General features: G+C 64.9%; 21 protein-coding genes. 12 read left to right on the top strand and 9 right to left on the bottom strand.

The annotated features are described in order from the left end of the window. The first annotated feature begins 59 nt into the window (after nt 1-59). From J0X27_RS08630 to sufU, 3 genes are all read left to right on the top strand, one after another. Entirely contained in the window at nt 60-692 is a 633-nt protein-coding gene (locus tag J0X27_RS08630; protein WP_207271948.1) for an HD domain-containing protein, read from the top strand. Nucleotides 693-791: 99 nt separating this feature from the next. After that, complete coding sequence (locus tag J0X27_RS08625; protein WP_207271947.1) at nt 792-1,040, top strand: DUF8015 family protein; 249 nt, start codon at nt 792-794, stop codon at nt 1,038-1,040. A 190-nt stretch (nt 1,041-1,230) separates the two neighbouring features. Next, the gene (gene sufU / locus J0X27_RS08620; RefSeq protein WP_207271946.1) at nt 1,231-1,650 is read left to right on the top strand and encodes a Fe-S cluster assembly sulfur transfer protein SufU; all 420 of its coding nucleotides are present in this window, start codon (nt 1,231-1,233) and stop codon (nt 1,648-1,650) included. Between the two features lie 89 nt (nt 1,651-1,739). Here sufU and J0X27_RS08615 read toward each other — a convergent pair whose 3' ends face one another. After that, nucleotides 1,740-2,510, bottom strand: coding sequence for a sugar phosphate isomerase/epimerase family protein (locus J0X27_RS08615; RefSeq protein ID WP_207271945.1), 771 nt, complete (start codon nt 2,508-2,510; stop codon nt 1,740-1,742). Nucleotides 2,511-2,752: 242 nt separating this feature from the next. On the opposite strand from J0X27_RS08615, the gene J0X27_RS08610 reads away from it, so the two are divergent. The 4 genes from J0X27_RS08610 to J0X27_RS08595 all read left to right on the top strand — a co-directional run bounded on the left by J0X27_RS08610 (nt 2,753) and on the right by J0X27_RS08595 (nt 7,090). Beyond that, complete coding sequence (locus tag J0X27_RS08610; RefSeq protein ID WP_224214609.1) at nt 2,753-3,613, top strand: DUF8171 family membrane protein; 861 nt, start codon at nt 2,753-2,755, stop codon at nt 3,611-3,613. Continuing rightward, nucleotides 3,610-5,358, top strand: coding sequence for an ABC transporter ATP-binding protein (locus tag J0X27_RS08605; protein WP_207271944.1), 1,749 nt, complete (start codon nt 3,610-3,612; stop codon nt 5,356-5,358). The genes J0X27_RS08610 and J0X27_RS08605 overlap by 4 nt, the downstream gene beginning before the upstream one ends. Then, on the top strand, nt 5,355-6,164 hold the full coding sequence (locus J0X27_RS08600; protein ID WP_207271943.1) for an energy-coupling factor transporter transmembrane component T family protein: 810 nt from the start codon (nt 5,355-5,357) through the stop codon (nt 6,162-6,164). Before J0X27_RS08605 ends, J0X27_RS08600 begins: the two co-directional genes overlap by 4 nt. A gap of 161 nt (nt 6,165-6,325) precedes the next feature. Further along, complete coding sequence (locus tag J0X27_RS08595; RefSeq protein ID WP_207271942.1) at nt 6,326-7,090, top strand: 2-phosphosulfolactate phosphatase; 765 nt, start codon at nt 6,326-6,328, stop codon at nt 7,088-7,090. 269 nt (nt 7,091-7,359) lie between these two features. Here the strand turns inward: J0X27_RS08595 and radA are convergent, their stop codons facing one another. From radA to J0X27_RS08570, 5 genes are all read right to left on the bottom strand, one after another. Next, on the bottom strand, nt 7,360-8,391 hold the full coding sequence (gene radA / locus J0X27_RS08590) for a DNA repair and recombination protein RadA (protein WP_207271941.1): 1,032 nt from the start codon (nt 8,389-8,391) through the stop codon (nt 7,360-7,362). Between the two features lie 147 nt (nt 8,392-8,538). Continuing rightward, nucleotides 8,539-9,744: an outer membrane protein assembly factor BamB family protein gene (locus J0X27_RS08585; RefSeq protein WP_207271940.1), complete on the bottom strand. Its 1,206-nt coding sequence runs from the start codon at nt 9,742-9,744 to the stop codon at nt 8,539-8,541. A gap of 317 nt (nt 9,745-10,061) precedes the next feature. Continuing rightward, nucleotides 10,062-10,667: a PspA-associated protein PspAB gene (pspAB, locus tag J0X27_RS08580; protein WP_207271939.1), complete on the bottom strand. Its 606-nt coding sequence runs from the start codon at nt 10,665-10,667 to the stop codon at nt 10,062-10,064. 24 nt (nt 10,668-10,691) lie between these two features. Next, entirely contained in the window at nt 10,692-11,585 is an 894-nt protein-coding gene (gene htpX, locus J0X27_RS08575; RefSeq protein WP_207271938.1) for a zinc metalloprotease HtpX, read from the bottom strand. A gap of 102 nt (nt 11,586-11,687) precedes the next feature. Beyond that, on the bottom strand, nt 11,688-12,329 hold the full coding sequence (locus J0X27_RS08570; protein ID WP_207271937.1) for a hypothetical protein: 642 nt from the start codon (nt 12,327-12,329) through the stop codon (nt 11,688-11,690). A 176-nt stretch (nt 12,330-12,505) separates the two neighbouring features. Here J0X27_RS08570 and J0X27_RS08565 point away from each other — a divergent pair, with 176 nt between their 5' ends. From J0X27_RS08565 to J0X27_RS08555, 3 genes are all read left to right on the top strand, one after another. After that, on the top strand, nt 12,506-13,735 hold the full coding sequence (locus J0X27_RS08565) for a site-2 protease family protein (protein ID WP_207271936.1): 1,230 nt from the start codon (nt 12,506-12,508) through the stop codon (nt 13,733-13,735). A 90-nt stretch (nt 13,736-13,825) separates the two neighbouring features. Further along, nucleotides 13,826-14,842 carry an ABC transporter ATP-binding protein gene (locus J0X27_RS08560; RefSeq protein WP_207271935.1) on the top strand — a complete coding sequence of 339 codons (1,017 nt, stop codon included), beginning with the start codon at nt 13,826-13,828 and terminating at the stop codon, nt 14,840-14,842. Further along, nucleotides 14,842-15,645, top strand: coding sequence for an ABC transporter permease (locus tag J0X27_RS08555; protein ID WP_207271934.1), 804 nt, complete (start codon nt 14,842-14,844; stop codon nt 15,643-15,645). The genes J0X27_RS08560 and J0X27_RS08555 overlap by 1 nt, the downstream gene beginning before the upstream one ends. 68 nt (nt 15,646-15,713) lie before the next feature. Here the strand turns inward: J0X27_RS08555 and J0X27_RS08550 are convergent, their stop codons facing one another. Beyond that, nucleotides 15,714-17,297: a DNA-directed DNA polymerase II small subunit gene (locus J0X27_RS08550; RefSeq protein ID WP_207271933.1), complete on the bottom strand. Its 1,584-nt coding sequence runs from the start codon at nt 17,295-17,297 to the stop codon at nt 15,714-15,716. Nucleotides 17,298-17,453: 156 nt separating this feature from the next. Here J0X27_RS08550 and J0X27_RS08545 point away from each other — a divergent pair, with 156 nt between their 5' ends. Together J0X27_RS08545 and J0X27_RS08540 are read left to right on the top strand one after the other, a co-directional pair. Then, nucleotides 17,454-18,335, top strand: coding sequence for a S24/S26 family peptidase (locus J0X27_RS08545; RefSeq protein ID WP_207271932.1), 882 nt, complete (start codon nt 17,454-17,456; stop codon nt 18,333-18,335). A gap of 87 nt (nt 18,336-18,422) precedes the next feature. Next, nucleotides 18,423-19,370, top strand: a complete 948-nt coding sequence (locus tag J0X27_RS08540) for a S24/S26 family peptidase (RefSeq protein WP_207271931.1) — start codon at nt 18,423-18,425, stop codon at nt 19,368-19,370. 327 nt (nt 19,371-19,697) lie between these two features. On the opposite strand, the gene J0X27_RS08535 is transcribed toward J0X27_RS08540, so the two are convergent. Both J0X27_RS08535 and J0X27_RS08530 read right to left on the bottom strand, forming a co-directional pair. After that, nucleotides 19,698-21,467, bottom strand: a complete 1,770-nt coding sequence (locus tag J0X27_RS08535) for a Cdc6/Cdc18 family protein (RefSeq protein ID WP_207271930.1) — start codon at nt 21,465-21,467, stop codon at nt 19,698-19,700. 995 nt (nt 21,468-22,462) lie between these two features. Then, the gene (locus tag J0X27_RS08530) at nt 22,463-23,710 is read right to left on the bottom strand and encodes an aminotransferase class V-fold PLP-dependent enzyme (RefSeq protein WP_207271929.1); all 1,248 of its coding nucleotides are present in this window, start codon (nt 23,708-23,710) and stop codon (nt 22,463-22,465) included. Nucleotides 23,711-24,039 lie beyond the last annotated feature (329 nt).

Below are 24,039 nucleotides of genomic sequence, written 5' to 3'. Positions count from 1 at the left end.
TCGGCTCGACTCGGCATCGGACGGCGCGCTTATATCCGAGCCGTGGGACACGACCGACAATGCTCGAGGCAGTTCGCGACCGTGCTCGTCCCTACTTCGATGACGCATCGCCGGCCCACGACTGGCACCACGTCCAGCGGGTCGAAACGCTCGCCGAGACGCTCGTCGATAGACATCCGGAATCGACCGACGAACGAGTCGTCCGACTCGCCGTTGCCCTCCACGATATCGGCCGCACCCGGGAAGATCGCGGGAAGATCGACGATCATGCGAGCTGGGGTGCCCGGGAGGGCGGCCGGATCCTGCGGGATCTCGGTGCGGCGACGGAGACGGTCGAACGCGTCCAGCACTGTATCCGCGCACACCGGTACTCGACCGCCACCGAACCCGCGACGCTCGAGGCGAAACTCGTCTCCGACGCCGACAACCTCGACGCGCTCGGAGCGGTCAGAATCGCTCGCGTGTTCACGTATGGCGGCGAGATCGACGAGCCGATCCACGATCCCACCCGGTCGATCGAGGCGGACGACACCGACGCCGGCGCGACGCAGTACAACCACTTCCACAAGAAGATTCTCGACCTGCCAGAACGGATGTACACCGATCCCGGTCGCGACCTCGCCGTCGATCGGGCGGCCTTCGTTCGGCAGTATCTCGACCGATTCGACGGGGAACTCTCGGGCGAGTCGTAACGGAGCCCGGCGCTCCCGCGATTCACTGTGAATAAATAACAAACTGTGGAAAGATTTTTCCTTCTCACGGTCCTATCGTGGCTGCCGAGGTGAGAGCGTATGTACGAGAAACCGATCGGCCATCCCGGCGAAAATCCGTTCGAGGCCCTGGTCGACGTTCTCACCGCGGTGACGCGGTACGATCTCCTGTTGGGGATCATCCCGCTCGCGTTCGCGGTTGCGCTGGTCACCGCGACCATGCTGGGACTGTCGGTGGTGCAGACGCTGCTGATCGCGGGAGTCGTCGGCGCGTTCGCCGTCGTCGACGCCTGCTACCTGAATCCGCCCGTCGACCAGGGTTCAGCGTAGCGGCACCGGCTTTCAACCGTTCGCCGACACGGACTGTTCTCACGAAGCCAGGCTCGCCAGCCGCCGGTGTCTCCCGGTTACTCGATGGTCGACGGCGACGAAGCGACCCCGAACCAATCGAAGCGGGACCTGACTGCCCGTTTACCCCCCGGAACCCTTTTACAACTCACTGGCTTATCCGTATCCAATAATGGGACTGGGCTCCGATATGTACCGACAGCAGATCCTCGACCACTACAAGAACCCCCGCAACTACGGGGAACTCGAGGATCCTACGTTCACGCACATCGGCGAGAACCCGATGTGTGGCGACGAGATTCGCATGGACGTCGAGCTCGCCGACGACGAGGAGACGATCGAGCGGGTCGCGTTCCAGGGCGACGGCTGTGCGATCAGCCAGGCTTCCGCCAGCATGCTCTCGGGCGAACTCGCCGGCAAAACGATCGAAGAACTCCACGAGATGGATCGCGACGACGTGATCGAGATGCTCGGCGTCGAGATTTCGCCGATGCGAGTCAAATGTGCCGTCCTCGCCGAGAAGGTCGCCCAGGACGGCGCGGAGATCTATCAGGGCGAACTCGACGTGGACAAGACGACGACCGAGGACTGACGCGGTTTTCTGCGATCGGGCGATCACCGTTTGCTCGCCTTTCGAGGGGGCGGAGCGCCGAGTCGAGCACAGTCACGACCTGTGAGAGCTTAGAGCGATCGCTCGATGTCGGCACGGGACTTCATCTCGAGGACGTTGTACGGAGCGCCGACGTCGGCGGCGACTGACCGAAACGAGGGAAGTGGATCGTGTGCATCCGTCTCTCCGTTGTTGTCGTGGAGATGGACGAGATGAATCCGGTCCTCGAAGCGGTCGACGAATCGCTCGTACTCGACGTCGCTGGCCTTCGCGTGGCCGACGTCGAGGGTAATTCGAAGCGCGTCCGATCCGACGCCGACATCCTCGAGGAAGGACGCGAGACGGTCCGGGGTCGCGGTGAAGCGTCGGACATCGGACTTGCATCGCTGGTTCTCTAGACAGAGCGGGACATCCACGTCTGCGGCGCGGCGGGCACACGCTCGAACCGTCTCGACGGCCTGAGAACGGACGTACTCGCGGACGCGGGTCGGGTACCGTGTCCGTGCGCCACCGCCGTGGAGGACGACGCCGACGGCGTCGATGGCGGCGGCGAACTCGAGCGCGTCCGTCGTCGCCTCGACGACGCCCGACCGGACGTGGTCGTTGATCGCCCCCGGTGCAACGTCGAGGTGTGGGGCGTGGACGGAGTAGGTTACGTCGTACTCGTCGGCCACGGTCCGGAGTGTCCGTGGATCGGGACCGTCCTCGCGGACGTCGAGATAGCCGGCGCGGAGTTCGACGTGCTCCAATCCCGCGTCGGTCAGAAAGGCGACGAACGACTCCACGTCCGTCTCGAAGCGGATGTCCATCGCAGCGCCGAACCGCGGGGTCGACTCAGACATCGGCAACACCCGCTCCGACGAACCGGTCCGCTTCGGTACGCAACTCCACGACGCTCCGTTTGCGACGAACTGCTGTGTCCATCGTCCGAATGCGACGCGCGCCGATAAGTAAGATCAACTATGAGACATATATATCTCACATGTCGGTAGTACAATCTATTGAACGGGGCCCTCCCGCCGGTTCCGATATGTAGCTCAATTATAAGATTACAAATACGAATCAGGGGACCACTGACCCGTACATGAGTACATCGACAGCTACGGAGAGTCGTTTTACGTTGGGCAAACACGACATGATGGTGTTCATACTCGTGATGTCGCTCACGGGACTGCAAAACGCCGTCACGGAGATCCTGCCGGAATTCACGCTCGGACCGCTCGAATTAGGGGTCGGCGGGTTCGTCTTCATTCCGATCGTGCTGGTTCTCCTGTTTCGGACCTACTGGGCGGCGCTGGCCGTCCCCGTCGGCGAGATCGTCTTCGGCGAGATTCTGCTTGGCGAGTTCGACGGGCTGGGCGCGATGGAAGGATTGCTACTGATCCCCGTCTGTTACTATTTCGCCGCGAAACTCCTGCAGGATCCCGAGAATACGACGCAGCTGGCGCTGGTCGTGTTCCTCGCGGAGGCTCTCGAGGAGTTCTTCGCGATGTGGATCGACATCGGAAAGATCTACGTCGGCGTCGAGGAACTCGAAGCGGTCCCCGGCCTTCCCGAGAGCATCCTCGTGCTCGAGGGGGTCGACTTCGTCACGCAGATGGCGATCACCGGGATCGTCTTCGGCGTGCTCCCCGCACTGTATCTCTATCCCAAGCTCCACGGAAAGGTCGAGCCGCTGCTGGGGATGGAGTCGTTCCGGGGCGAGCGCGGTGCGTCGATGGCCGGCGGCGTCTCGGTCAAAGCGCTCCTGGCACTGCTGATCGCCGTCCCGCTTGCGTTCGTGGCCGAGGCTGCGAGTGAAGTCGGCGGGGCCATCAACGTGATCTGGGAGCCCGAATTCCTCGACGTGTACGGCCAGCCCTTCATCGCGGTCCCCATCGTCGTCGCCGCGGCCGTCGCGGCTATCGTCTGGTACCGAGCGAGCAAGTCCCCACGAGAACGATGACGGAAACGCACGACGCTGGGATCGTCGTCGACGACCTCTCGTTTCGCTACCCGGGGACCGACGATGCCGTCCTGTCGGGCGCGGATCTGGAGATCGACCCTGGCGAATTCGTCGCGGTCGTCGGCGGGAACGGCTCCGGCAAGACGACGCTGTGTAAGTCGTTCAACGGGATCATTCCCCACTTTTACGAAGGCGAGATCGACGGACAGGTGACGGTCGCCGATCTCGACGTGCAGACGAGCTCGGTGTCGGAGCTGTCCCGCCACGTTGGCTACGTGTTTCAGGAATTCGACAACCAGCTCGTCAGTCCGACGGTGTTCGAGGAGGTTGCGTTCGCCCCGCTGAACTACGGGCTCGAGGACTATCGCGAGCGAGTCTACCGGACGCTCGAAACCCTCGACCTCGAGGGGCTCGAGGACCGGTTCGTCTGGGAGCTGTCGGGCGGCCAGAAACACCTCGTCGCGCTGGCTGCGGCGCTCTCGCTCGATCCCGAGATCCTCGTCGTTGACGAGCCGGCCGCGCAGCTCGATCCGATCAACGCCCGCGAGACGTACGATCGCCTCGCCCGGCTCAACCGGGAGCGGGGAAAGACGATCGTCACGATCGAGCACCAGACGGAGTTCATCGCGGAGTACTGCGATCACGTGGTTCTCGTCGACGACGGTGCCGTCAGCTGGAAACTCCCCGTCGACGAGGCGCTGAACAGGCTCGACGACCTTCGAGCGCAGGACGTCCATCCGCCGCAGGTGACCCGGATCGCGGATCGCGTCCTCGACGACGGCGATCCGCTTCCGGTGACGCTGACCGATGGCATCACTCGGTTCGCGGAACACGCGTCCGAGACGGCGGTTCGAACCGACGGCTCCGCCGCGGATGCGCCGCCGGCCGACCGGCGATCCGAGCCCGTGGTCTCGTTCGACGGCGTCTCCCACACCTACCAGACGCTCCGGAGCGGGACGCGAACGGTCCTCGACGACCTGTCGCTGGATCTCTATCCCGACGATCGAATCGCCCTCGTCGGGAGCAACGGGGCCGGGAAGTCGACGCTCTTGCAGTTGATTACCGGTCTCGAAACGCCCGATACGGGGACCGTAACCGTCGACGGCGTCGACACGGGGACGGTCCTCCCGGAACGGCTCGCCGACGATGTCGTCTACGTCCACCAGAACCCCGAGGAGATGTTCATCGACGACTCGGTGCGGGCCGACGTGGCCCACTATCTCGAGGACAGGGGCTATCCCGACGGGGCGGAGCGCGTCGACGACGTGATCGACTTCCTCGATCTCGGTGCGCTACAGGACCGCGACGGACGACTCCTCAGCGTCGGTCAGCAACGGCGTGCCTCGCTGGCGATCGGGCTGGCGACCGATCCGTCGATCATTCTGCTGGACGAACCGACCGGCAGTCTCGACCTCGCGAGTCGTGAAGAGGTCGGCCGGACGATCGACCGGGCTGGAACGCGCGTCGAGACGGTGGTCGTCGCGACGCACGACCTCGAGCTCGCGGCGGCGTGGGCGACCCGCATCGTCGTCCTTGACGACGGCGACGTCATCGCGGACGGCGCTCCCGAGCACGTCTTCGCGGACACCGATGTCCTCGAACGGGCGAACCTTCATCCGCCGCAGATCGTCCGTCTCGCCGCGGAACTCGGTCTCGATCCCGCACCGTTGACCGTCGAGGCGTTCGCGGACCGAGTCCGTGCCGACGGTCCGTCGCCGGCGTCGATCGGGGGGGACGAGCGATGAGATACCTCGACGGGCTCCGGGACGCGGCGTCGGTCGACGCGATCAAGACCGATCTGCTCCGGACGGCCTACGAAAACGAGGGCTCGTTCCTCCACCGCCTCGATCCCCGGGTCTTGCTCCTGTGGTACGCCGTCTTCTTGTTCGTCCCCTGGCTGTTCTACGACACCGGGGTGTTGCTGGGGCTGCTCGCGTTCGTCTCGATACTCGCGGTCCTCTCGCGGGTGAGCGTCTTTCTCGTCGGCGTGATGGCGTTCAGCGTCGCCTCGACCCTCGCGTCCTACGCGGTCGTAACCGCCTTCACCGGCGATCCGGTCGCGGCAGTCCAAGCGCTGATCCCGTTTACGCTAAAGCTGACGATCATCTCGGTCTCGAGTCTGGCCGTCTTCTCGAGCATGGGGCCGAAGACGCTCGCTCACGGCCTGCGCAGTCTCGGGGTTCCACGGCAGTTTACGTTTCTCATCACCTACGGCTACCGGATGCTCCCGGTGTTGTTCGAGGAGTATCACGACCTCGTCAACTCGTATCGATTGCGGAGTGCCGCGCCGGACTCGCCCGGACGGTTCCGCTGGCGACACTACGCGTACCTGCTCAAACTCTCGATGCGAGCGTTCTATCCGATGATCTTCAACGTCGCCAAACGGAGCCGGGTCACCGTCGAAGCGATGGAGACCAGGGGGTTCTCCCACTCGCTCCACGACGAGGCGAGCGCGGAGCTCCAGCTGGCGGACCTCCGGATCCGGCCGGTCGACGTGGGGTTCTTCGCCGGGTCGCTGGCCGTCGTGGCCGCCATCGCACTTCTCCTGTAGGCCACGAACCAACCAGTTTTCGATAGCGACCGTGGAAACACGTCGAGCGACCGCACTCCGCAAGCGGGACGTCGCCTCGTATATATAGCCGATTATAGGCGACCAATCGGCTGCATATCGCTCTTAGTTAGCCTATTATCCGCGGGTGGGAACACGGGCACATGAGCGTCGTTACCGACGATCCACTCGAATCCAAACTGCTAGAGACGATCGTTCCCTCGCGTGTGAGGATCCCCGACGATCCCGCACCGGGAAATTACGTCGTCATCGACGTCGCCCAGTTTTCGACGACCGTTCCCGAGCTATTAGCCAACGGTGCGGAGTACGTCTACATCACCGAAGAGCGGGGGAAGGAGCCGGCGTTCAAAGAGGAGCACCCGCGAGCGAAGATCGGTGGCGGCTCCGGCCCGAACTACGAGGGCGAAGCGGGGTACGACTTCTTCAATTCGCCGAGTTTCGTTCAGGACGTCGACGTGGCCGGGCGACCGACGGCGATGACGTCGACCAACGGCGGAAACGCCGTCACCGATCTCCGGCTGGCCGGCGGCGACGACGTGGAGATCTACGTCGGCGGTCTGACGAACGGCAAAGCCGTCGCGGACCACCTCCGGGACAGCGATCGGGAAACGTATTTCGTCGCCGCCGGCTCGAACGGGAAACCCTCGCCTGAGGACACCGTCGGCGCGCTGTATATCGCCCGCCACCTCCACGGCGTCCCCCCGACCGAGGAACAACGCGAGACCTACCGCGAGGTCGTTCAGTTCGGGAAGGGGCCAAAGTACGAGGAGAAACCGCAGGTCAAGCGAACCGACCTCTACGAGTACACCCTCGCGTTCGACAGCCGGGAGATCGTCCCGAAACTCGAGGGACAGCGCCTCGTGGACGCGGCAGCCTCCGCCGCGCAACGCGATGAACGCCCGTCGTAACTGTGGGAAACAGGTCCGCGATGCCGGTGGCGATCTGGTCTGCTGTCACTGGGTCCCGACGCATCCGCGACCCGCCCTGTGGGTGCGCCGGTACTGACTGACTGGAGTCCGTAGAATCGACGGTGGACGACACCCCAGGCGTCGTCGATCGTCGCGGTCCCGTGTGGTGACACGGGGGATCGCGACAGTAGACGGGGCGATCTTCCCTCGTATAGATGCGGCACCGATAGCGAAACCGAATCCGGCAGTCCGCAGCGAGCGGAACCGCTCTATTCGGGCTTCAGCCCTTCGTCCTGCACGCGCATGACGGCCTCGCCGTCGGCCAGGTTCGGCGCGTCGACCAGTCGGACGATCCGCTTGTCGCCTTTGGACTTGCGCAGATAGATCCGGAACGTCGACTTGTGGCCCAGAATGTTGCCACCGATCGGCTGGGTCGGGTCGCCGAAGTAGGAGTCGGGGTTCGAGGCGACCTGATTCGTGACGATGACAGCGGCGTTGTAGAGGTTTCCGACTTTGTCGAGGTCGTGGAGGTGCTTGTTGAGTTTCTGCTGTCGATCCGCGAGTTCGCCGCGGCCGACGTACTCCGCGCGGAAGTGTGCGGTCAGCGAGTCGACACAGAGCAGCCGAACGGGATACTCCGAATCCTCGTGTTCGCCCGCGAGTTCCTTGGCCTTCTCCGCGAGCAGCATCTGGTGGTTGGAGTTGAACGCCTTCGCGACGTGAATCTTCTCGAGGACGTCCTCGACAAGTGCATCGACCGCCTCCTCGTCGTCGGCCGACCCCTCGATCTCGCGGTCCTCGAGCGTCGCGTCGATGGCCTCGTCGGGCAGTCCCCGAACCATGTCGTCGATCCGCTCGGGCCGGAAGGTATCCTCGCTGTCCACGAAGATGGCGCTGCCGTGGAGGCCGCCGACCTCCTGTGGCAGCTGGACGTTGACGGCCATCTGGTGGGTGACCTGGGACTTGCCGGCACCGAACTCGCCGTAGACTTCGGTGATCGACTGCGTTTCGATCCCGCCGCCGAGCAGGTCGTCGACCTCGTCGATGTGCCAGCTCAGCTTGCCGATCTCGTTTCGTCGCTCCAGTACCGTCGAGCCGGTCTCGAAGCCGCCGATGTCGGCAGCGCCCCGGGCGGCGCGAACGATGTCCGCGGCCGTCGACTCGCCGACGTCGGCCGTGTTCGATAGCTCCGATGGCGCGGCGACGGCGAGGCTCTGATAGGAGTCGAAGCCTGCATCGTGGAGTTTGTCTGCGGTTGCCGGTCCGACGCCGGGGAGTTCCTCGAGATCTGATTCGGGCATACTCCCTCGTTGTGCCGGACCCCCCATAAACCCTCGTTAACAGGGAAGTGAAAGTGAAAGTGCCCGCGGGCGACGGGGTCGATCGAGGGGGAGGCGGTGAATTGAAGTGCGAAGGCGCGTCGAGGAAGGGGAATCGGAGACCGCGTCTCAGTGCAGTTGTTCGTCGGCGTCCCACTCGAGGCAGTAGAGTCGCCCGCCGTCGCTGCCGACGTAGAGCCGTTCGGCCGCGATCGCGGGCGTCCCGCCGATGGCGTCCTCGGCCGCGAACCGCCAGAGCGGTTCGGGGTCGTCGACGGCGACGCCGTAGAGCGACCCGGTCGCGTCGCCGACACAGAGCACGTCACCGGCGACGACGGGACAGGAACGGATCGGGCCGTCGAGTTCGACACCCTTCCGCGAGAACAGCCAGCCGCGCAGTTTGCGTCGACCGACGGTCGTGTCGGTGACGTGGAGGTAGCCGTCCTCGGCACCGATGAACGTCGTCTCGGCGGCCGCGAGCACGGTCGCGGACGTGGTAAACCCCGCCTGAATCTCGTAGGTGAACCACGACTCGCCGGTCCCGGCGTCCAGCGCGACCATCGTGCCGCCATCGTCGCCGACGTAGACCCGGCCGTCGGCGATCGTCGGGCCGCCGGCGACGGCACCGCCGACCGGCGCGGACCAGCACTCCTCGGCGGTTTCGGCCTCGAGCGCCAGCACCGTCCCGTCGGCGGTTCCGGCGAACACGCGTTCCTGAGTCGCCCCCCAGCGGTGCTCGGGATCCGGTCGTCGGTCCGCGTCGAGTTGGGACGGCTCCAGCGACTCGAATGTCTCTTCCTGGTCCCAATCCAGGGCCGAGCGGCGCTGCTCGCCCTCGCGCCCGTCGGCGACCGCCGGCGCGCCGACGACGGCCGATTCGGTCTCGTGGTTCCACAGTTGCGTTCCCGTTTCGGCCTCGAGCGCGGATAGCCCGGCCGAATGTCCGGCGTAGAGTCGGCCCGCCGAGAGGGCGAGCGCGGACTCGAGCGAGCCCGGTAGCTCGGCGCGCCACTGCTCCTCGCCGGTGGCGGGATCGAGCGCGTAGACGGTTCCATCACCCGCTCCGAGAAACAGTCGCTCGCGGGCGAGGATCGGCGTCGCGTCGGTCGCCGCCGCGGTCTCGACGGTCCATCGACGGCGACCGGTCTCGGCCTCGAGGGCGTAGCAGTTCCCGCGAGTCGTGCCGACGTAGACGGTGTCGCGATCGAGTATCGGCGACCCCACCGCACCGGCAAGGTCGGCCGTCCACGCCTCGCCCACGCGGACCGGTCCCTCGAGATCGCGCCGGAGTCCCGAATTGTGCGAATCTCCCTTGTACTGATTCCACTCGGTCACTGCGAAGGGGTACCGACCGAATCGCTATAACAGTGGGTGGGACGGCGACGCGCTGTCCCTCCGCCGCTCTCGCGTCGATAGCCGCCGCTGCTCGAGCCGGCGGCTCGCCACTACGGAAACGGGTGCGGCAGGAAAAGGGGGAGGCAACTGGTGTATGGCGCAGTTGTGATGATGTGGCTTCCTGCCGCGTACCTCTCGTTACGCGTGCCACTGCAATACCGGTGACTCCTACACAGTTTGGGAGAGACCTGCGAGGGGAGGACCGAAACACGAAGCGACAGCCGCCGCTACTGCCGTCTGCCTCCCCAACACCGCGTTCACTCCCAGGGATGGGTCCCGCGCTCGCTGGGCCAGAGCGGATACCAGTACTCCTTCTCTCGCTCGATCTCGAGTTCGCCGTCTAACGCCGACTCGAGGGTAAACTCCGCGCTCGAGTCCCGTTCCCGCCCGGACCGGGGAACGAACGGATAGAAGCGTCCGCGCCGGAAGGAGTAGATCCAGTAGGCTTCCCCGTCTCGGTTTTCGTAGGCGAAGACGGCCGCGAGCAACCGCGAGCCGTAGCCGTGCTCGATGAAGGTGTCCGCGGCGAAGTGCATGCTCGTGATCAGGTCCTCCGGGTCGTCGTCCGCGAGAATCACCCAGTGATAGCCGTGGTCGTCGGACGTGACCGAGAAGTCGGTGCCGGTCTCTTCCTGTCCGGCCTCGAGGATCGCCTCGACCTCGTCGACGGCGTCCCGGAAGTCCGTCGAGTCGACGCCGGAGAAACAGAGCGCACCGACGTCCAGCGACTCGTAGCCCAGATCGGCCTGCATCGTGAGATAGGCGGTGCTCATCCCGAAGAGGTCGTCGGGGTCGGCGTCGCGTCCGGCGTCGGCCTCGGCGCGCGAGCCGAGGATCGCGCGGAGTCCGTCGAGTAGTCCCATAGGTCGTGTGACGGAGCCAGTTCCTTAGAAAGATTGCATTTCGCGCTCGAGGTCCCGAAGCTGCTCGACGCGGCGCTCGGTCGGCGGATGCGTCGAGAAGAGCCGGCCGACGATGCCGGACTTGATCGGGATGATGAAGAAGGCGTTCATCTCGGCCTCCTCGCGCATGTCGTCTTTTGGGACCTTGTCCATCCGCCCGGAGATCTTCAGTAGCGCGGAGGCGAGCGCGGAGGGGTTGCCGGTGATGGCGGCAGCCCCGCGGTCGGCGGCGTACTCGCGGTACCGGGAGAGCGCCCGAATGAGCAGGTAGCTGACGATCCAGACCACCAGCGAGACGAGGATCGCGACGATGATACCGCCGCCACCGCCCTCGCGGCCGCCGCCACGACCGTGCCCCCCGCCGAAGAACGCCCCCCAGCGAACGATCATGAACGCGATCGTCGAGAGGAAGGAGGCGATCGTCATCACCATCATGTCGCGATTTTTGACGTGGGCGAGTTCGTGTGCCAGGACGCCGTCGAGTTCGTCCTGGTCGAGCGTGTTCACGAGTCCGGTCGTCACGCAGACGGCGGCGTTTTTCTGGTTGCGGCCGGTCGCGAAGGCGTTTGGCACGCTCGAGTCGACGACCGCGACCGTCGGTTTCGGGAGGTCGGCCTGCTGGGAGAGCCGTTCGATCGAGGCGTGGAGTTGCGGGTACTCGTTGGCCGAGACCGTCTTCGCACCCATGCTCTTCAGCGTCAGCGTATCGCTGAAGTAGTACTGCACGAGCGAGAACCCGCCGAACAGGACCACGATCATGAGCAGACCGCCGCCGAGATACAGGGTGAGCGCGCCGGCGAAAACGATGTACAGCGCAAACAGCAGGAACATCGTTACGAACATCCGAAACCGCAGCCCCCAATCCGCCTGCCAGTTCATACCTGAACTGAGGGGCTCCGGCGAGATAAGTACCCTGCCGAGACGGTCGCACATCGTCGCGTCCGTCGGCCGTCAGCGCTCCCGTCGGCTCCCGGGACGGCGTCACTCCTCGAGCGCCTCGTCGGGAGCCCAGATCAGGGTCTCCCCGTTCGCGTCGTCCTCGTATTCGATCCGGAGGTCGGCCGGTGTCACGTCGTCGGGAACCTCGAACGCGAGCGCGTTGTGAGAGACGACGCCCTCCGCACCACTCCCCTGTCCGACGGCGTACCCAGCCCTGATCGGTTCGACGACCGCTCCCGTCCGCTCGGGAGCGGAGCGGGGGTGGACGGGCCGACCGTCCGCGCGGACGCGGTATTCGTACGGATCCGGATACGCGACCAGCTCTCCGTCGGGTGCCTCGAGGACTTTCAGATCGATCCGGACGAAGCAGTACTGGGACCCCCGATCGGGCGTCCAGACGACGTCGTCGTCGTCGAACCGGTCGAAAACGACCCGATCGACCAGCCGGACCGACGACGGTCTGGTCGCCGTTCGCTCCGTCACTAGCCCCCACCGCCCGATCCGAAGCGCGTTCTCCGTCGGCGAATCGCCGTCGGAGCCCGCGTTCCCCGTGTCGTCCCCGGTCGGGCCCTCACTGCTGTTTCCGTTGCCGTTCGACCCCGTCTCGGTAGGTCCGAGTCCGGAACAGCCGGCAGCGAGCGAGGCGATGCCGACACAGCCCTCGAGATACCGTCGTCGGTCCATTTATTCACCGATCAAACTCGAGAACGATACGCGTTCCGGTCTGTCGAACGCTCCCGTCGGGAGACGACTCATCGGTCGCCGCGTTCGACCACTGTCTCGAGTCCCACCGGACGCCCGCGCGACCGATCGGGAATCTCGGCGGCGTGTTTAAGGGTCCGCCGCCGAAACTAATCCCTATGAGGAGTTTCCGGATCGGCTCCCTGTTCGGGATACCGATCAAGTTGGATCTGACCTTCCTGCTGGTGCTCCCGCTGTTCGCGTATCTCATCGGGAGCCAGATCGAAGACGTCGCGGGGATACTGAACGACGGACTGGCTGCGGGGATCGATACCGCCACCATCACCAGCGGCCTGATGCCGTGGTTCCTGGGATTGGCTGCCGCGATCGGGCTGTTCGTCGGCGTCGTCCTCCACGAACTCGGCCACTCGCTGACCGCCCGACGGTACGGGTTTCCGATCGATTCGATCACGCTCTGGCTGTTCGGCGGGATCGCCGCCTTCTCGGAGATGCCCGAGGACTGGCGACAGGAACTCAACATCGCCGTCGCCGGTCCGATCGTCAGCGTTCTGGTCGGTGTCGGCTCCTACGCGCTGTTCTTCGTTACCCCCGAGAGCCTCGGCGGCGTTCGGTTCGTTCTCGGTTACCTCGCCGTTTTGAACGTCGCACTCGCCGTCTTCAATATGCTCCCCGCGTTCCCGATGGACGGCGGACGGGTGCTGCGGGCGTTGCTCGCTCGCCGACGGCCCTACGCACAGGCGACCCAGCAGGCCGCCAGCGTCGGGAAACTGTTCGCGGTCTTCATGGGTCTGTTCGGCCTGCTCGCGTTCAACATCATCCTCATCGGCGTCGCCTTCTTCGTCTACATCGCCGCCTCGAGCGAGGCCCAGCAGGTGACGATGAAGGCGGCCTTCCAGGACGTCACCGTCGGCGACATCATGACGACGGCCGAGGACCTCCACACCGTCGAGCCCGAGACGACGGTCGCGGAACTGATTCAGCGGATGTTCACCGAGCGCCACACCGGGTATCCGGTCGTCGAGGGCGACGCGTTCGAGGGCGAGCGGCTGATCGGACTCGTCACGCTGAGCGACGCCCGCGAGGTCGACCCGGTCGAGCGCGAGGCCTACACCGTCGGGGACGTGATGACGACGGAGTTACAGACGATTTCCCCTGACTCGGACGCGATGACGGCCATCGAGCGGATGCGAGAACACGACATCGGGCGGCTGCTCGTGGTCGATAGCGCGGCTCATCGGTCGGCTGACCCTCAGCGCGGCGAGACGCTGCGAGAAGACGACGGTGATCTCGTGGGACTGATCTCGCGGACCGACGTGATGACCGCCTTCGACATCGTCCAGCAAAGCGGCGCGATCGCTCCCTCGAGTCGGCCGGGACGTGCGGACTGAGCGCGGGTGGGTGACGTTCACGAACACGGATTCCAGCGGCAGGTTCTGCGAACCAACGGTTTAACCGTAGCCGGGGCCGACACTGCATCGATGCCACCGGCCATCGAGACGGTCGATCTCGTCAAGGAGTATGGTGATCTACGCGCTCTCCAGGAGCTATCGCTGACCGTCGAGGAAGGCGAGTTCTTCGGCTTGCTCGGCCCGAACGGCGCGGGCAAGACGACGTTCATCAACACGCTGGTCGGCCTGGTCCGCAAGACCGGCGGCGAGGCGCGGGTCTTCGGCCACGATGTCGAAACCGAGTACCAGCAGGCCCGCGACGCGATCGGGCTCGCACCCCAGGAGTTCAACGTGGATCGGTTCTTCCCGATCAAGGAGGTCCTGACGCACAAGGCCGGTTACCACGGGATCCCCGAGGACGAGGCTGCCGACCGGGCCGACGAGGTCCTCAAGCGCGTCGGGATCTACGACAAGCGCGACGAGCGCTTCGACTGGCTCTCCGGGGGGATGAAACGCCGGCTCCTGCTCGCTCGAGCGCTGGTGACCGACCCGGACCTGCTCATTCTCGACGAGCCGACCGCCGGCGTCGACGTCCAGTTGCGTCACGACCTCTGGGAACTCGTGACCGAACTCAACGAGGAGGGGACGACGATCCTGCTGACGACCCACTACATCGAGGAGGCCGAACGCCTCTGTGATCGCGTCGCGATCATGAACGAGGGACGGAAGGTGACCGTCGCGACCCCGGACGAACTGAAAGGCCGGGGGACCGACACCATCGCCGTCCGCCTCGCGTCTGCTCCCGCTACCACACCCGCTCTCGGCGCGTACGCACACGAAACGACGGTCTCCGGGGATCGCCTCGAGGTTCGCGTCGACGACGGCGGCTCGACCGCGCCGCGACTGCTCAACGACCTCGAGGCCAGCGGTCACGAGATCGTCGACCTCGAGATTACCCGGACCTCGCTCGAGGAGATCTTCGTCGACCTGACGCGGAGCGAGGACCGGACCGTGACCCGGTCGTCGGCCGAGAGCGCGGACGGGGGCGACGACGGCCGTGACGACGCGTCGGCGAAACGCAAGCGCGAACAGGAGGGTGTCGCCTGATGCTGTCGGTCGGTTTCCGCGCGCTCTTTCGGCGGGAAATCTTGCGGTTCGTCCGCCGCCCGAAGAACACGTTCATGCCGCCGGCGATCACGAACGTCCTCTACTTCGCCGTCTTCGGCGTGATCCTTGGCAACCGGATCGACAAGATCGCGGGCTTCGATTACATCCTCTTCATCGTGCCCGGCCTCATCGTGCTGGGCGCGATATCCAACGCCTTCGAGAACGCCTCGTTCTCGATCTTCCACGGCAGATGGAACGAGTACATCCACGAGACGCTGACCTCGCCGCTGTCGTACGTCGAGATGGTCGTCGCCTACGTCGGTGCCAGCGCGGTTCGAGGGCTCGTCGTCGGGGTCATCATCGCCGTCGTCGGCCGGCTGTTCGTGTCGATCGGTATCAAGCACGGGCTCTACCTCGTGGCCACGATGGTCGTCATCACGTCGCTGTTCGCCGGCTTCGGCATCATCGGCGGGCTCATCGCCAGGGATTTCGACGACTTGACCGTCATGAACCAGTTCATCCTCCGGCCGCTGGTGTTCTTCGGCGCGGTCTTTTACTCCCTCGAGACGTTCGACTACGCCTGGCAGGTGAACCTCTCCCTGCTGAACCCGATGGTCTACATGGTCGACAGCGTCCGGTACGGATTGCTGGGCCACTCGGACCTGATCGGCGTCGGTATCTTGCCCGCCCCCTATACCGACTTCGCGCCGCTGGTCTCGCTTGGCGTGCTCACCGCGGCGACCGTCCTCGTCCTGGCGATCGACGTCTATCTGTTCAAGATCGGGTACGGACTCACCGACTGATCGAAAACGCGACCCGAACGCGGTTTCGGTCGACGCCGCGAGGTGGCCCATACTGCTGTCCGGTCGTATCAGCTGAACTTCTGGACGGTCACGTCGAGCGTGTCCAGGTCGACGATCGGGGCGAAGCCGGCGTCGGGGTCGATGTTGACGCTCTTCTGGAAGTCGGTCTGGGCCTGCCAGCAACCGGAGTTGATCGCGAGCACGTCGTGGTACTTGCCGAAGCCGAGTTTGTGGACGTGGCCCGTATGGAAGATGTCGGGGACCTCGTCGATGATGAGGTAGTCCTTCTCCTCGGGTGCCAGCCGGGTATGGCCCCCGAACTGCGGCGCGACGTGGCGTTTCTTGAGGAGGTGGTACATCGCCTTGTGCGGATCGTCGTAGCTGGCCTTCGCCTCGGGCAACTCGGCGATGACCTCGTCCAGCGAGACGCCGTGGTACATCAACACGGAGACGCCCTCGAGGGTCACCATCGAGGGGTTGCTCACGATTTGGGGGTCGTGTGCGGACATGATCTCCCGGAGTTCCTCGTCGAATCCCGGCTGGGGTTCGGCAAGCCGAACGGCGTCGTGGTTGCCCGGGATCATGACGACCTCGATGTCGCCGGGTATTTTCTTCAGGTGTTCGCTGAACGCCTCGTATTGCTCGTAGATGTCGACGATGTCGAGTTCCTCGTCCTGATCGGGGTAGACGCCGACGCCCTCGACCATGTCGCCCGCGAGCAGCAGGTACTCGACGTGCTGGGCCTCCGGGGTGTGGAGCCAGTCGGCGAACGCGTTCCACGCGTCGGCCATGAACTCCTGGCTGCCGACGTGGATGTCGCTGATCAGCGCCGCCTGCACGTGACGATCCGCCGTCGACGGCTCGTGGGTCCGCGGAACGTCCGGGAAGTGCATCGAGTCGACGAAAGCGATCCCCGAATCGTCCGCCAGCGTCCCCTCCATCGCCAGCACCTCGTCACAGAGCAACTCGTCGACGAGGTCGACGTACTCTCGGTCCTTCATCACCAGCCACGGGAACGTTCCCGTTGCGTCCTCGAGTTCGATCAACCAGTGGCCGCTGGCGGTCGATCGGATGTCGTTGACCAGCCCGACCATCGCCACCTCGCTGCCGCCCGGCATGTCCTGAATGGCCGTCGCCGGCCGATGGTTGACTCGCCCCCGAAGTTTCGCTCCGAGTCGATCCAACCGATCACGGAAAACCGAGACGAAATCGCTGTACTCGCCCGTTCCCGTGCTCTGTCCCGTCATATCGCCGACGATCTCGAGCGATCGCTGTGCCGGATCGGCCGAGCGGTTCGCGGTGGGTGACCCCTCCGTTTCGACTGGAGCCCGTCCCGCCGATTCACGCCCCAAAGCCGCGCTGGTTCCAGTTGAAACGGAGGGGGGAACATCGGCCGACGGGGATTCGTCGCCGCTGCCGGCGTCGGGCCCGGATTCGGAGCCAGCCGGACCGTCCGTCCCGGCCGTCGAGAGGGCCTTCCGTACGTGGTCGGTTCGAACAACGAGCGCGTCCTCGGGGACCGTCTCGAGGACGCGCTCGAGGGCCGCGGTCGGATCGTCGGCTGCCGCGAGTCGGGTCACAGCCTCCCGTTCCGCGTTGTACCCACGGCTCGTGAGTTCACTGACGATCCGAGCGGGAGCCTCGAGTGGCACACGAACGGATTCGAGGGCGAGAGCAAAAGGATAGCGGATTCCCGTCCGACGGGGCCCAGAGAAGTCAACGGACGAACAATATCGCGGCAGGGATCCGTCGAAGACGGCGCGGACTTGCCGGAAGGTTGATACCGTACTCCCCGAAATCGGCTAGTGATGGAGAGGCCTGACGACGGCGATCGGAACCGTGACCGAGCCGAATCCCGGGCACCGAACCCGGATTCCCCTCCGGCTCCATCGGACGACGCCGACGATCAGGGACCGACGGCCGCGACTCGCACCCGATCACCCAGCGACGAGGGGGTCACGATCGAGGACGACGGGGTCGTCCGCTGGCTGCTCGAGACCGACGATCGAACAGTCTCCGTCTGCCGGGACATCGCCGTGATTCTCGCGCTCGTCGGGGCCGTCAACATGCTCTTGTTCGCGGTCAGTGGGGCCTGGCCGCTGTTGGTCGCCGTCGAGAGCGGCAGTATGGAACCGAACGTTCAGGAGGGCGATCTGGTTTTCATCGTCGACGAAAGCAGGTTCGCGGGCGAGAACGCCGTCGAGGGGACCGGCATCGTCCCCCGCGACATCGGCCGCCAGACGGATCACGAACGGTTGGGTGCCGCCGGCGACGTCATCGTATTCATACCGGACGGTGATCCGACGCGGACGCCGGTGATCCATCGTGCTCACTTCTGGGTCGAGGAAGGCGAAAACTGGGTGCGGACGAAAGGCGAATTCCGTTCGCAAAACGAGGTGACCTGTGCGGAGATCGTCTCGTGTCCAGCACCCCACGACGGGTTCGTCACGAAAGGCGACGCCAACCCCGCCTACGACCAGCTCCCCCGTTCGGGTTCGGATACCACCGTCATCAGCCCGGAGTGGATCACCGGCAAGGCGATGGTTCGGATCCCGTGGCTGGGCCAGATCGGGCTGGGTGTCGATTCCATCCGCGTCCTGACCGGTGTCGGGTCGTCCGCCATCCTCATCGCGACGGGCGTGCTCGCGCTCGTCCTGCTCGGAACAGCCGTCGGCGATCGCGGCCCGTAGTGTCGCTGGAGTGACTTCGACGATCAGTTCCGAACGGATCGGGGACGAACAGAAAGTTGATTGGGAGGCCCGGCAAAACGAGTGACGATGAGCGGTCCTAACCCCGGGGAGCCACCCGGCGATTCCGGTGACGACGATTCCGAGCAGCACGATCGACGTGCCGAGCCTTCGCACCGATCACCTGCGCCCGAGGAATCGTCACGGGACGGGCCCGATGCCGACCGCGACCCGGTCACGATCGAAGACGACGGGATTCTTCGCTGGTTTCTCAACACTGACGACGAGACCGTCATGATAACGCGGGACGTCCTGAGCAGCGTCGCGATCGTCGCGGTCGTCGGGCTCCTCCTGTTTGCCGTGAGCGGGATCTGGCCGCCACTCGTCGCCGTCGAGAGCCCCAGTATGACGCCGAACATGCAGGAGGGCGATCTCATCTTCGTCGTCGACGACGACCGATTCGGCAACGACGCCGCCGTCGAAGACACGGGCGTCGTCACGCTCGAGAACGGCCGGGAAACCGGATACGAGAAGTTCGGCAAGCCCGGTGACGTCATCATCTACCAGCCCAACGGTGATCCGACGCAGACGCCGGTGATCCACCGTGCCCACTTCTGGGTCGAGGAAGACGAAAACTGGGTCGAGACCAAGGCCGACGAGGACGTCATCGGTGACGCGACCTGTGCCGAAGTCGATACCTGTCGCCCGGATCACGCGGGATTCGTCACGAAAGGGGACGCCAACAGCGGGTACGATCAGTACGGGAACGGGATCAGCGACGTCGTCAAACCCGAGTGGGTCACCGGTAAGGCGATGTTCCGGATTCCGTGGCTCGGTCACATCCGCCTGACCTTCGACAGGCTCTTCGGCGGAACGCTCGTCCCGACGTCGCCCGCGAGCCAGCCACTGCAGGGACCGACGCCGGCGACGGCCGGACCGATACCTGCAGGCCCGGGTGCCACAGGGGTCGCCGGTGTCGTCGGAATCGCCAGCGCGGGTGCCGTCGCTGTGATGGCGATCGGTCGGTCTCGTCGCTGAGACGGTCCCCTATCCCGCTGGCCCGGTGCAACCCAGGGCGGTTCGCGGGTGCGCCGTCACTGACGGACCCTCGTCCGTCCGAATCGGTCGCCGAACCGACCGTTCCGATCCGTCTTCTCCGTGTCCGTTCGACTCGTCGTCCGTCCGGTCGTTACGCTCCGACCGTCGGCGGCGCCGATCGACGGATCGCGTCCGCCGCTCTCGACGTCGAACGCCGGACTCGAGAGCGATGCCTGTCCGTAGGCCGGCAGAAACAGTCCAAAAAGCGTGTCCGGAGTGCAGTCGCGACGACAGCACCACCGTCGCTGGCCCGTCGGAACCGTCCGTTCAGTTCTCGAATCGGGCCTGTACGAACGGCTGGATGTCGTCGATATCGCTCAGCCGGGAATCGCTCACGAGGACGGCCTCCGTTTCCTCGAGGGGCACCGACAGGCTGATCTCCTTGGTGCGGCCGTATCGCCCCTTCGAGACGACGACGGCGTTGACGATGCCGAGCATGTCGAGTTCGCTGATGAGGTCGGTCACTCGCCGCTGGGTCAGGACGTCCGCGTCGATCTCCTCGCAGAGGCGTTTGTAAATGTTGAACACTTCGCCCGTGTTGATGCTGTGAACGCCGTTTTTCTCGAGCAGGATGATCGCGAAGAGGACGAGTTTGCTCTGGGTGGGCAGGGTTCGGACGACCTCCACGACGCGGTCGAGTTCGATCTTGTCCTGGGCCTGCCGGACGTGTTCCTCGACGATCGTTTCCGCCTGGGATCGTTCGGCCAGTTCGCCCGCGGTCCGAAGGAGATCCAGCGCGCGTCGCGCGTCGCCGTGTTCCTGTGCGGCGAAGGCCGCACACAGCGGGATCACGTCGTCGGAGAGCGCGTTGCCCTTGAACGCGACCTCCGATCGGTGTTTGAGGATGTCCCGGAGCTGGTTCGCGTCGTAGGGCGGGAAGACGATCTCCTCTTCGCCCAGCGACGACTTGACCCGCGGATCGAGGAAGTCGGTGAACTTGAGATCGTTACTGATCCCGATGATCGATACCCGCGAGTTCTCGAGTTCCGAATTCATCCGCGAGAGGTTGTAGAGGGTGTCGTCGCCGCTCTTCTCGACGAGCTTGTCGATCTCGTCGAGCATGATGACGACGACCCGCTCGTCGTAGTCGACGGCGTCGAAGAAGACGCTGTAGACGCGATCGGTCGGCCAGCCGGTCATCGGCACCTCTTCGAAGGATTCCTTGTCCTCCTCGAGTTCCGCGATTCGGTCGTCGACCTCGGCGCGCGTCCCGAACGGCGTCGACTCGAGGGGGTGGGCCGGTTCCTGCGGGGTCGCGTCGATGGCGGTCTCACCGTCGCGACCGGGGCCGTCGGCGTCTCCGGGTTCCGTTCCGGTAACTGGCGGCGATGCTGGATCCGAAGACCCCCTCGTTTCGGCTGGAGAATCGCCGGACTCGGCGCTCGATTCGGTTCCAGATGAAACGGCTGATCGCGACTCAGTCTCCTCGCTCGAGACGAAATCGAACGGGTCGGATGCCGTCTCCTCGGCCGTTCGATCGGTCGGATCGTCACCCGCGTGGGCGTCGTCGTCCGCGGTGGCGTCGTACTCCTCTGTGGCGTCTCGCAGCGACTCGAGTTCGTCGATTCGGTCGTCGATTCGCCCTTTGTTCTTCTCGATGAACTTGTTCGCGAGCTGTGCGAGGACGCGATACTGGGTATCCGTGACCTCGCAGTTGATGTATTCGACGTCACACGGGACGCTGTACTTCTGGGAGGTGCTCTCGAGTTCTTTGCTGACGAACTTGGCGCTCGCAGTTTTTCCGGTCCCGGTCTTGCCGTAGATGAGAATGTTCGACGGCGTTTCCCCCCGGAGTGCGGCGACCAGGATCGTCGCCATCTTGTTGATCTGATCGCTCCGGTGGGGGAGTTCGTGGGGCGTGTAGGACGGCCGGAGGACTTCCTTGTTCTCGAAGATCGGCTCGCCGCTGAGCAGGTCGTCAAACAACCCCTGGTTCGACTCTTCGTCGCCGAGGTCCGCGTCCTCGAAATCCGTCGAGAAGCCGCTCGTTCCGTCGACGTCGTCCGAACCTGTGATCTCCGAGTTGTCGTCTGACATTCGTCGTACAGCACCCCTCTATTTCGAGTGGAACCCGAACGAGTACAGCGGAATCCGACGGTGTGATAGCTTCCTGGAGAGGATACACCGTTCCAGAGACCCGATGCAGGTCCAGTTGATGCAAACGAAACAGAGGAAAAGCACGCTAATAAATGCTTCCCTTCCCCACCCCCTTTCGGAACGGGACCGGCGTGGGCCGGTCGCTCAACCGCGGTGGCTGCGGGTTACGGGAGGCTACTACCTGCCTCGGCGAGGTGCCCGAGCGGTCGATGCCCGTCCACCGTGAGGTTTCCGTCCGTGGTCGGCGTCTCCATCGAGCAGTGAGTGGCGAGCGTCGTCGGTTCGATGCCGGCCGAACGACTGCACGCGGTCGATACCGTACTCGAGTACGGCCTCGGCTTGTGGTGACGGACGGTGACGACGTGGGGCAACTCGTCGCTCACTGTCGACGCGACGATCTCGGCATCTCATCGGCTGAACCCCTTCGTTTCGGATGGAGACCGCGCGACGTAGTGTCGTCTGACGATCGAACTCGCGCTGCTGTATGGCGCGTGGCTGACGGGTTCGATCGGCACAACCCCTTTGTTTCGCGTAGAGCGACTCGAACGTCACGTGACGGAACCGATCGCCGTCCTCGCGGTCGGCGTTCGCTTCCGCGAACAACTGTCGTAGTCTACGAAGCGGCTTCGCCGCTTCGAGCCTTGCCTCGTGGTTCGAGAGACCAAGGGTCTCTCGTCATCACGAAACGGCTCCGCCGCTTCGAACGACGTTGCTCGGCAAGACGTCCCTCACGCGTCAGCTAAAGAGCTGACGCGCCGGGCAAGAGCTTCGCTCTTGCTGGCGTTCACTCGCTCACTTCGTTCGCTCGCGAAAACGTCGTCGACACCTCCTCGCACTCTGTTGTTCGCTTACGCGAACAACTGTCGTGCGTCTACGAAGCGGCTTCGCCGCTTCGAGCCTTGCCTTGCGGTGCTCGGCAAGACGTCCCTCGCGCGTCAGCTAAAGAGCTGACGCGCGTCATCGATGGCGTCGACCAGTTTGTCGACCTCCGCTTTCGTGTTGTAGACGTAGAAGGAGGCTCGAGCGGACGCCGCCACGCCGAGTTTGTCGTGGAGTGGCTGGGTGCAGTGGTCGCCGGCGCGGATCGCGACCGCGTGATCGTTCATGATCGAGGCGAGGTCGTGGGCGTGGACGCCCTCGAGGTTGAAGCCGACCAGCCCGCCCCGTTCCGGCCCGGGCTCGGGGCCGTAGATCTCGACGTCGTCTTCGGCGGCCAATTGCTCGTAGGCGTAGCGGGCCATCTCCTCCTCGTGGGCTTCGATGCGTTCCATACCGATCTCCTCGAGGTAGTCGATCGCGGCGACGAGGCCGACGGCTTCGGCGATCTGGGGCGTCCCGGCCTCGAACTTCCAGGGGAGTTCGTTCCAGGTCGACTCCTCGAAGGTGACCTTCGTGATCATGTCGCCGCCGTAGAGGTAGGGCTGCATCTCCTCGAGGATCTCCTTCTTGCCGTAGAGTGCCCCGATTCCGGTGGGGCCGGCCATCTTGTGGCCCGAGAAGGCGTAGAAGTCGGCGTCGATGGCCTCGAGGTCGACGGGCCGGTTGGGGACGGCCTGTGCGCCGTCGATGAAGGCCAGGGCGTCGTGGTCGTGGGCGATCTCGACGAGGTCGGAAACGGGGTTGACGGTGCCGAGCGTGTTCGAGACGTGGACCGCCGAGACCATCGCGGTGTCGTCGGTGACGAGCTCTCGCGCGTGGTCCATGTCGAGGCGGCCGTCCTCGTCGATCCGGATGTATTTCACGTCGGCTCCCGTGCGTTTGCCGATCTGTTGCCAGGTGACCAGCGAGGCGTGGTGTTCCATCTCGGTGAGGACGATCTCGTCGCCGGGGCCGAGCTCGTTGAGCCCCCACGAGTAGGCGACCAGGTTCTCGGCCTCGGTCGTGTTCTTGGTGAAGACGATCTCCTCGCGGCCGCCGCTCGCGCCGATGAATTCGGCGACGCGGTCGTGGGCCTCCTCGTAGGCGATCGAGGCTTCCTGGCTCAGGTGGTGGATGCCCCGATGGACGTTGGCGTTGTACTCCCGATAGTAGTCGCTCATCGCGTCGATGACCGGATCGGGCGTCTGGGTCGTCGCCGCGTTGTCGAGGTAGACGAGTTGCTCGTCGTTGAACTCCCGCTGGAGGATCGGGAACTCCTCCCGGATCGCCCCGACGTCGAGCGACTCGAGGTTCTGTTGACTCATTGGTGACTAGGACGGACTGCACACAAAACACTCCTTCGGTCCGGTGACGGCCGTGTTTCCGGACGCGTTCACGCGGCACGGATTGCCCGTTCGATGAGGTGATCGATGGCAGCGGCTGTGACCGTCTCGAGCACCGAGCCCAAAACGGGAGAGCGGGATCGGGTGGCGGGAGGCTCACGGCAGGGGAGTTGGTGGTGGGTGCTCCTGCCGCAACGCCGTCTTGGCGTGTCTCGGTGATACCACTGTTCCCAAACGATTGAGGGATCGGGACGACTGCGGCGTCCCCACCGTCGCCAGTCGCGGCGAACGACGTCGGCCGTCGGTGCTCT

The sequence above is a fragment of the Natrinema longum genome, assembly GCF_017352095.1.
Taxonomy (GTDB): Archaea; Halobacteriota; Halobacteria; order Halobacteriales; family Natrialbaceae; genus Natrinema; species Natrinema longum.
This window is presented reverse-complemented; position numbering and strand designations above follow the sequence as displayed.

What these genes read in the sequence shown, in the direction of transcription:
- J0X27_RS08630 (WP_207271948.1), top strand. Translation starts at nt 60, where the DNA reads ATGCTCGAGGCAGTTCGCGACCGTGCTCGTCCCTACTTCGATGACGCA.
- J0X27_RS08625 (WP_207271947.1), top strand. Translation starts at nt 792, where the DNA reads ATGTACGAGAAACCGATCGGCCATCCCGGCGAAAATCCGTTCGAGGCC.
- sufU (WP_207271946.1), top strand. Translation starts at nt 1,231, where the DNA reads ATGGGACTGGGCTCCGATATGTACCGACAGCAGATCCTCGACCACTAC.
- J0X27_RS08615 (WP_207271945.1), bottom strand. Translation starts at nt 2,510, where the DNA reads ATGTCTGAGTCGACCCCGCGGTTCGGCGCTGCGATGGACATCCGCTTC.
- J0X27_RS08610 (WP_224214609.1), top strand. Translation starts at nt 2,753, where the DNA reads ATGAGTACATCGACAGCTACGGAGAGTCGTTTTACGTTGGGCAAACAC.
- J0X27_RS08605 (WP_207271944.1), top strand. Translation starts at nt 3,610, where the DNA reads ATGACGGAAACGCACGACGCTGGGATCGTCGTCGACGACCTCTCGTTT.
- J0X27_RS08600 (WP_207271943.1), top strand. Translation starts at nt 5,355, where the DNA reads ATGAGATACCTCGACGGGCTCCGGGACGCGGCGTCGGTCGACGCGATC.
- J0X27_RS08595 (WP_207271942.1), top strand. Translation starts at nt 6,326, where the DNA reads ATGAGCGTCGTTACCGACGATCCACTCGAATCCAAACTGCTAGAGACG.
- radA (WP_207271941.1), bottom strand. Translation starts at nt 8,391, where the DNA reads ATGCCCGAATCAGATCTCGAGGAACTCCCCGGCGTCGGACCGGCAACC.
- pspAB (WP_207271939.1), bottom strand. Translation starts at nt 10,667, where the DNA reads ATGGGACTACTCGACGGACTCCGCGCGATCCTCGGCTCGCGCGCCGAG.
- htpX (WP_207271938.1), bottom strand. Translation starts at nt 11,585, where the DNA reads ATGAACTGGCAGGCGGATTGGGGGCTGCGGTTTCGGATGTTCGTAACG.
- J0X27_RS08570 (WP_207271937.1), bottom strand. Translation starts at nt 12,329, where the DNA reads ATGGACCGACGACGGTATCTCGAGGGCTGTGTCGGCATCGCCTCGCTC.
- J0X27_RS08565 (WP_207271936.1), top strand. Translation starts at nt 12,506, where the DNA reads ATGAGGAGTTTCCGGATCGGCTCCCTGTTCGGGATACCGATCAAGTTG.
- J0X27_RS08560 (WP_207271935.1), top strand. Translation starts at nt 13,826, where the DNA reads ATGCCACCGGCCATCGAGACGGTCGATCTCGTCAAGGAGTATGGTGAT.
- J0X27_RS08555 (WP_207271934.1), top strand. Translation starts at nt 14,842, where the DNA reads ATGCTGTCGGTCGGTTTCCGCGCGCTCTTTCGGCGGGAAATCTTGCGG.
- J0X27_RS08545 (WP_207271932.1), top strand. Translation starts at nt 17,454, where the DNA reads ATGGAGAGGCCTGACGACGGCGATCGGAACCGTGACCGAGCCGAATCC.
- J0X27_RS08540 (WP_207271931.1), top strand. Translation starts at nt 18,423, where the DNA reads ATGAGCGGTCCTAACCCCGGGGAGCCACCCGGCGATTCCGGTGACGAC.
- J0X27_RS08535 (WP_207271930.1), bottom strand. Translation starts at nt 21,467, where the DNA reads ATGTCAGACGACAACTCGGAGATCACAGGTTCGGACGACGTCGACGGA.
- J0X27_RS08530 (WP_207271929.1), bottom strand. Translation starts at nt 23,710, where the DNA reads ATGAGTCAACAGAACCTCGAGTCGCTCGACGTCGGGGCGATCCGGGAG.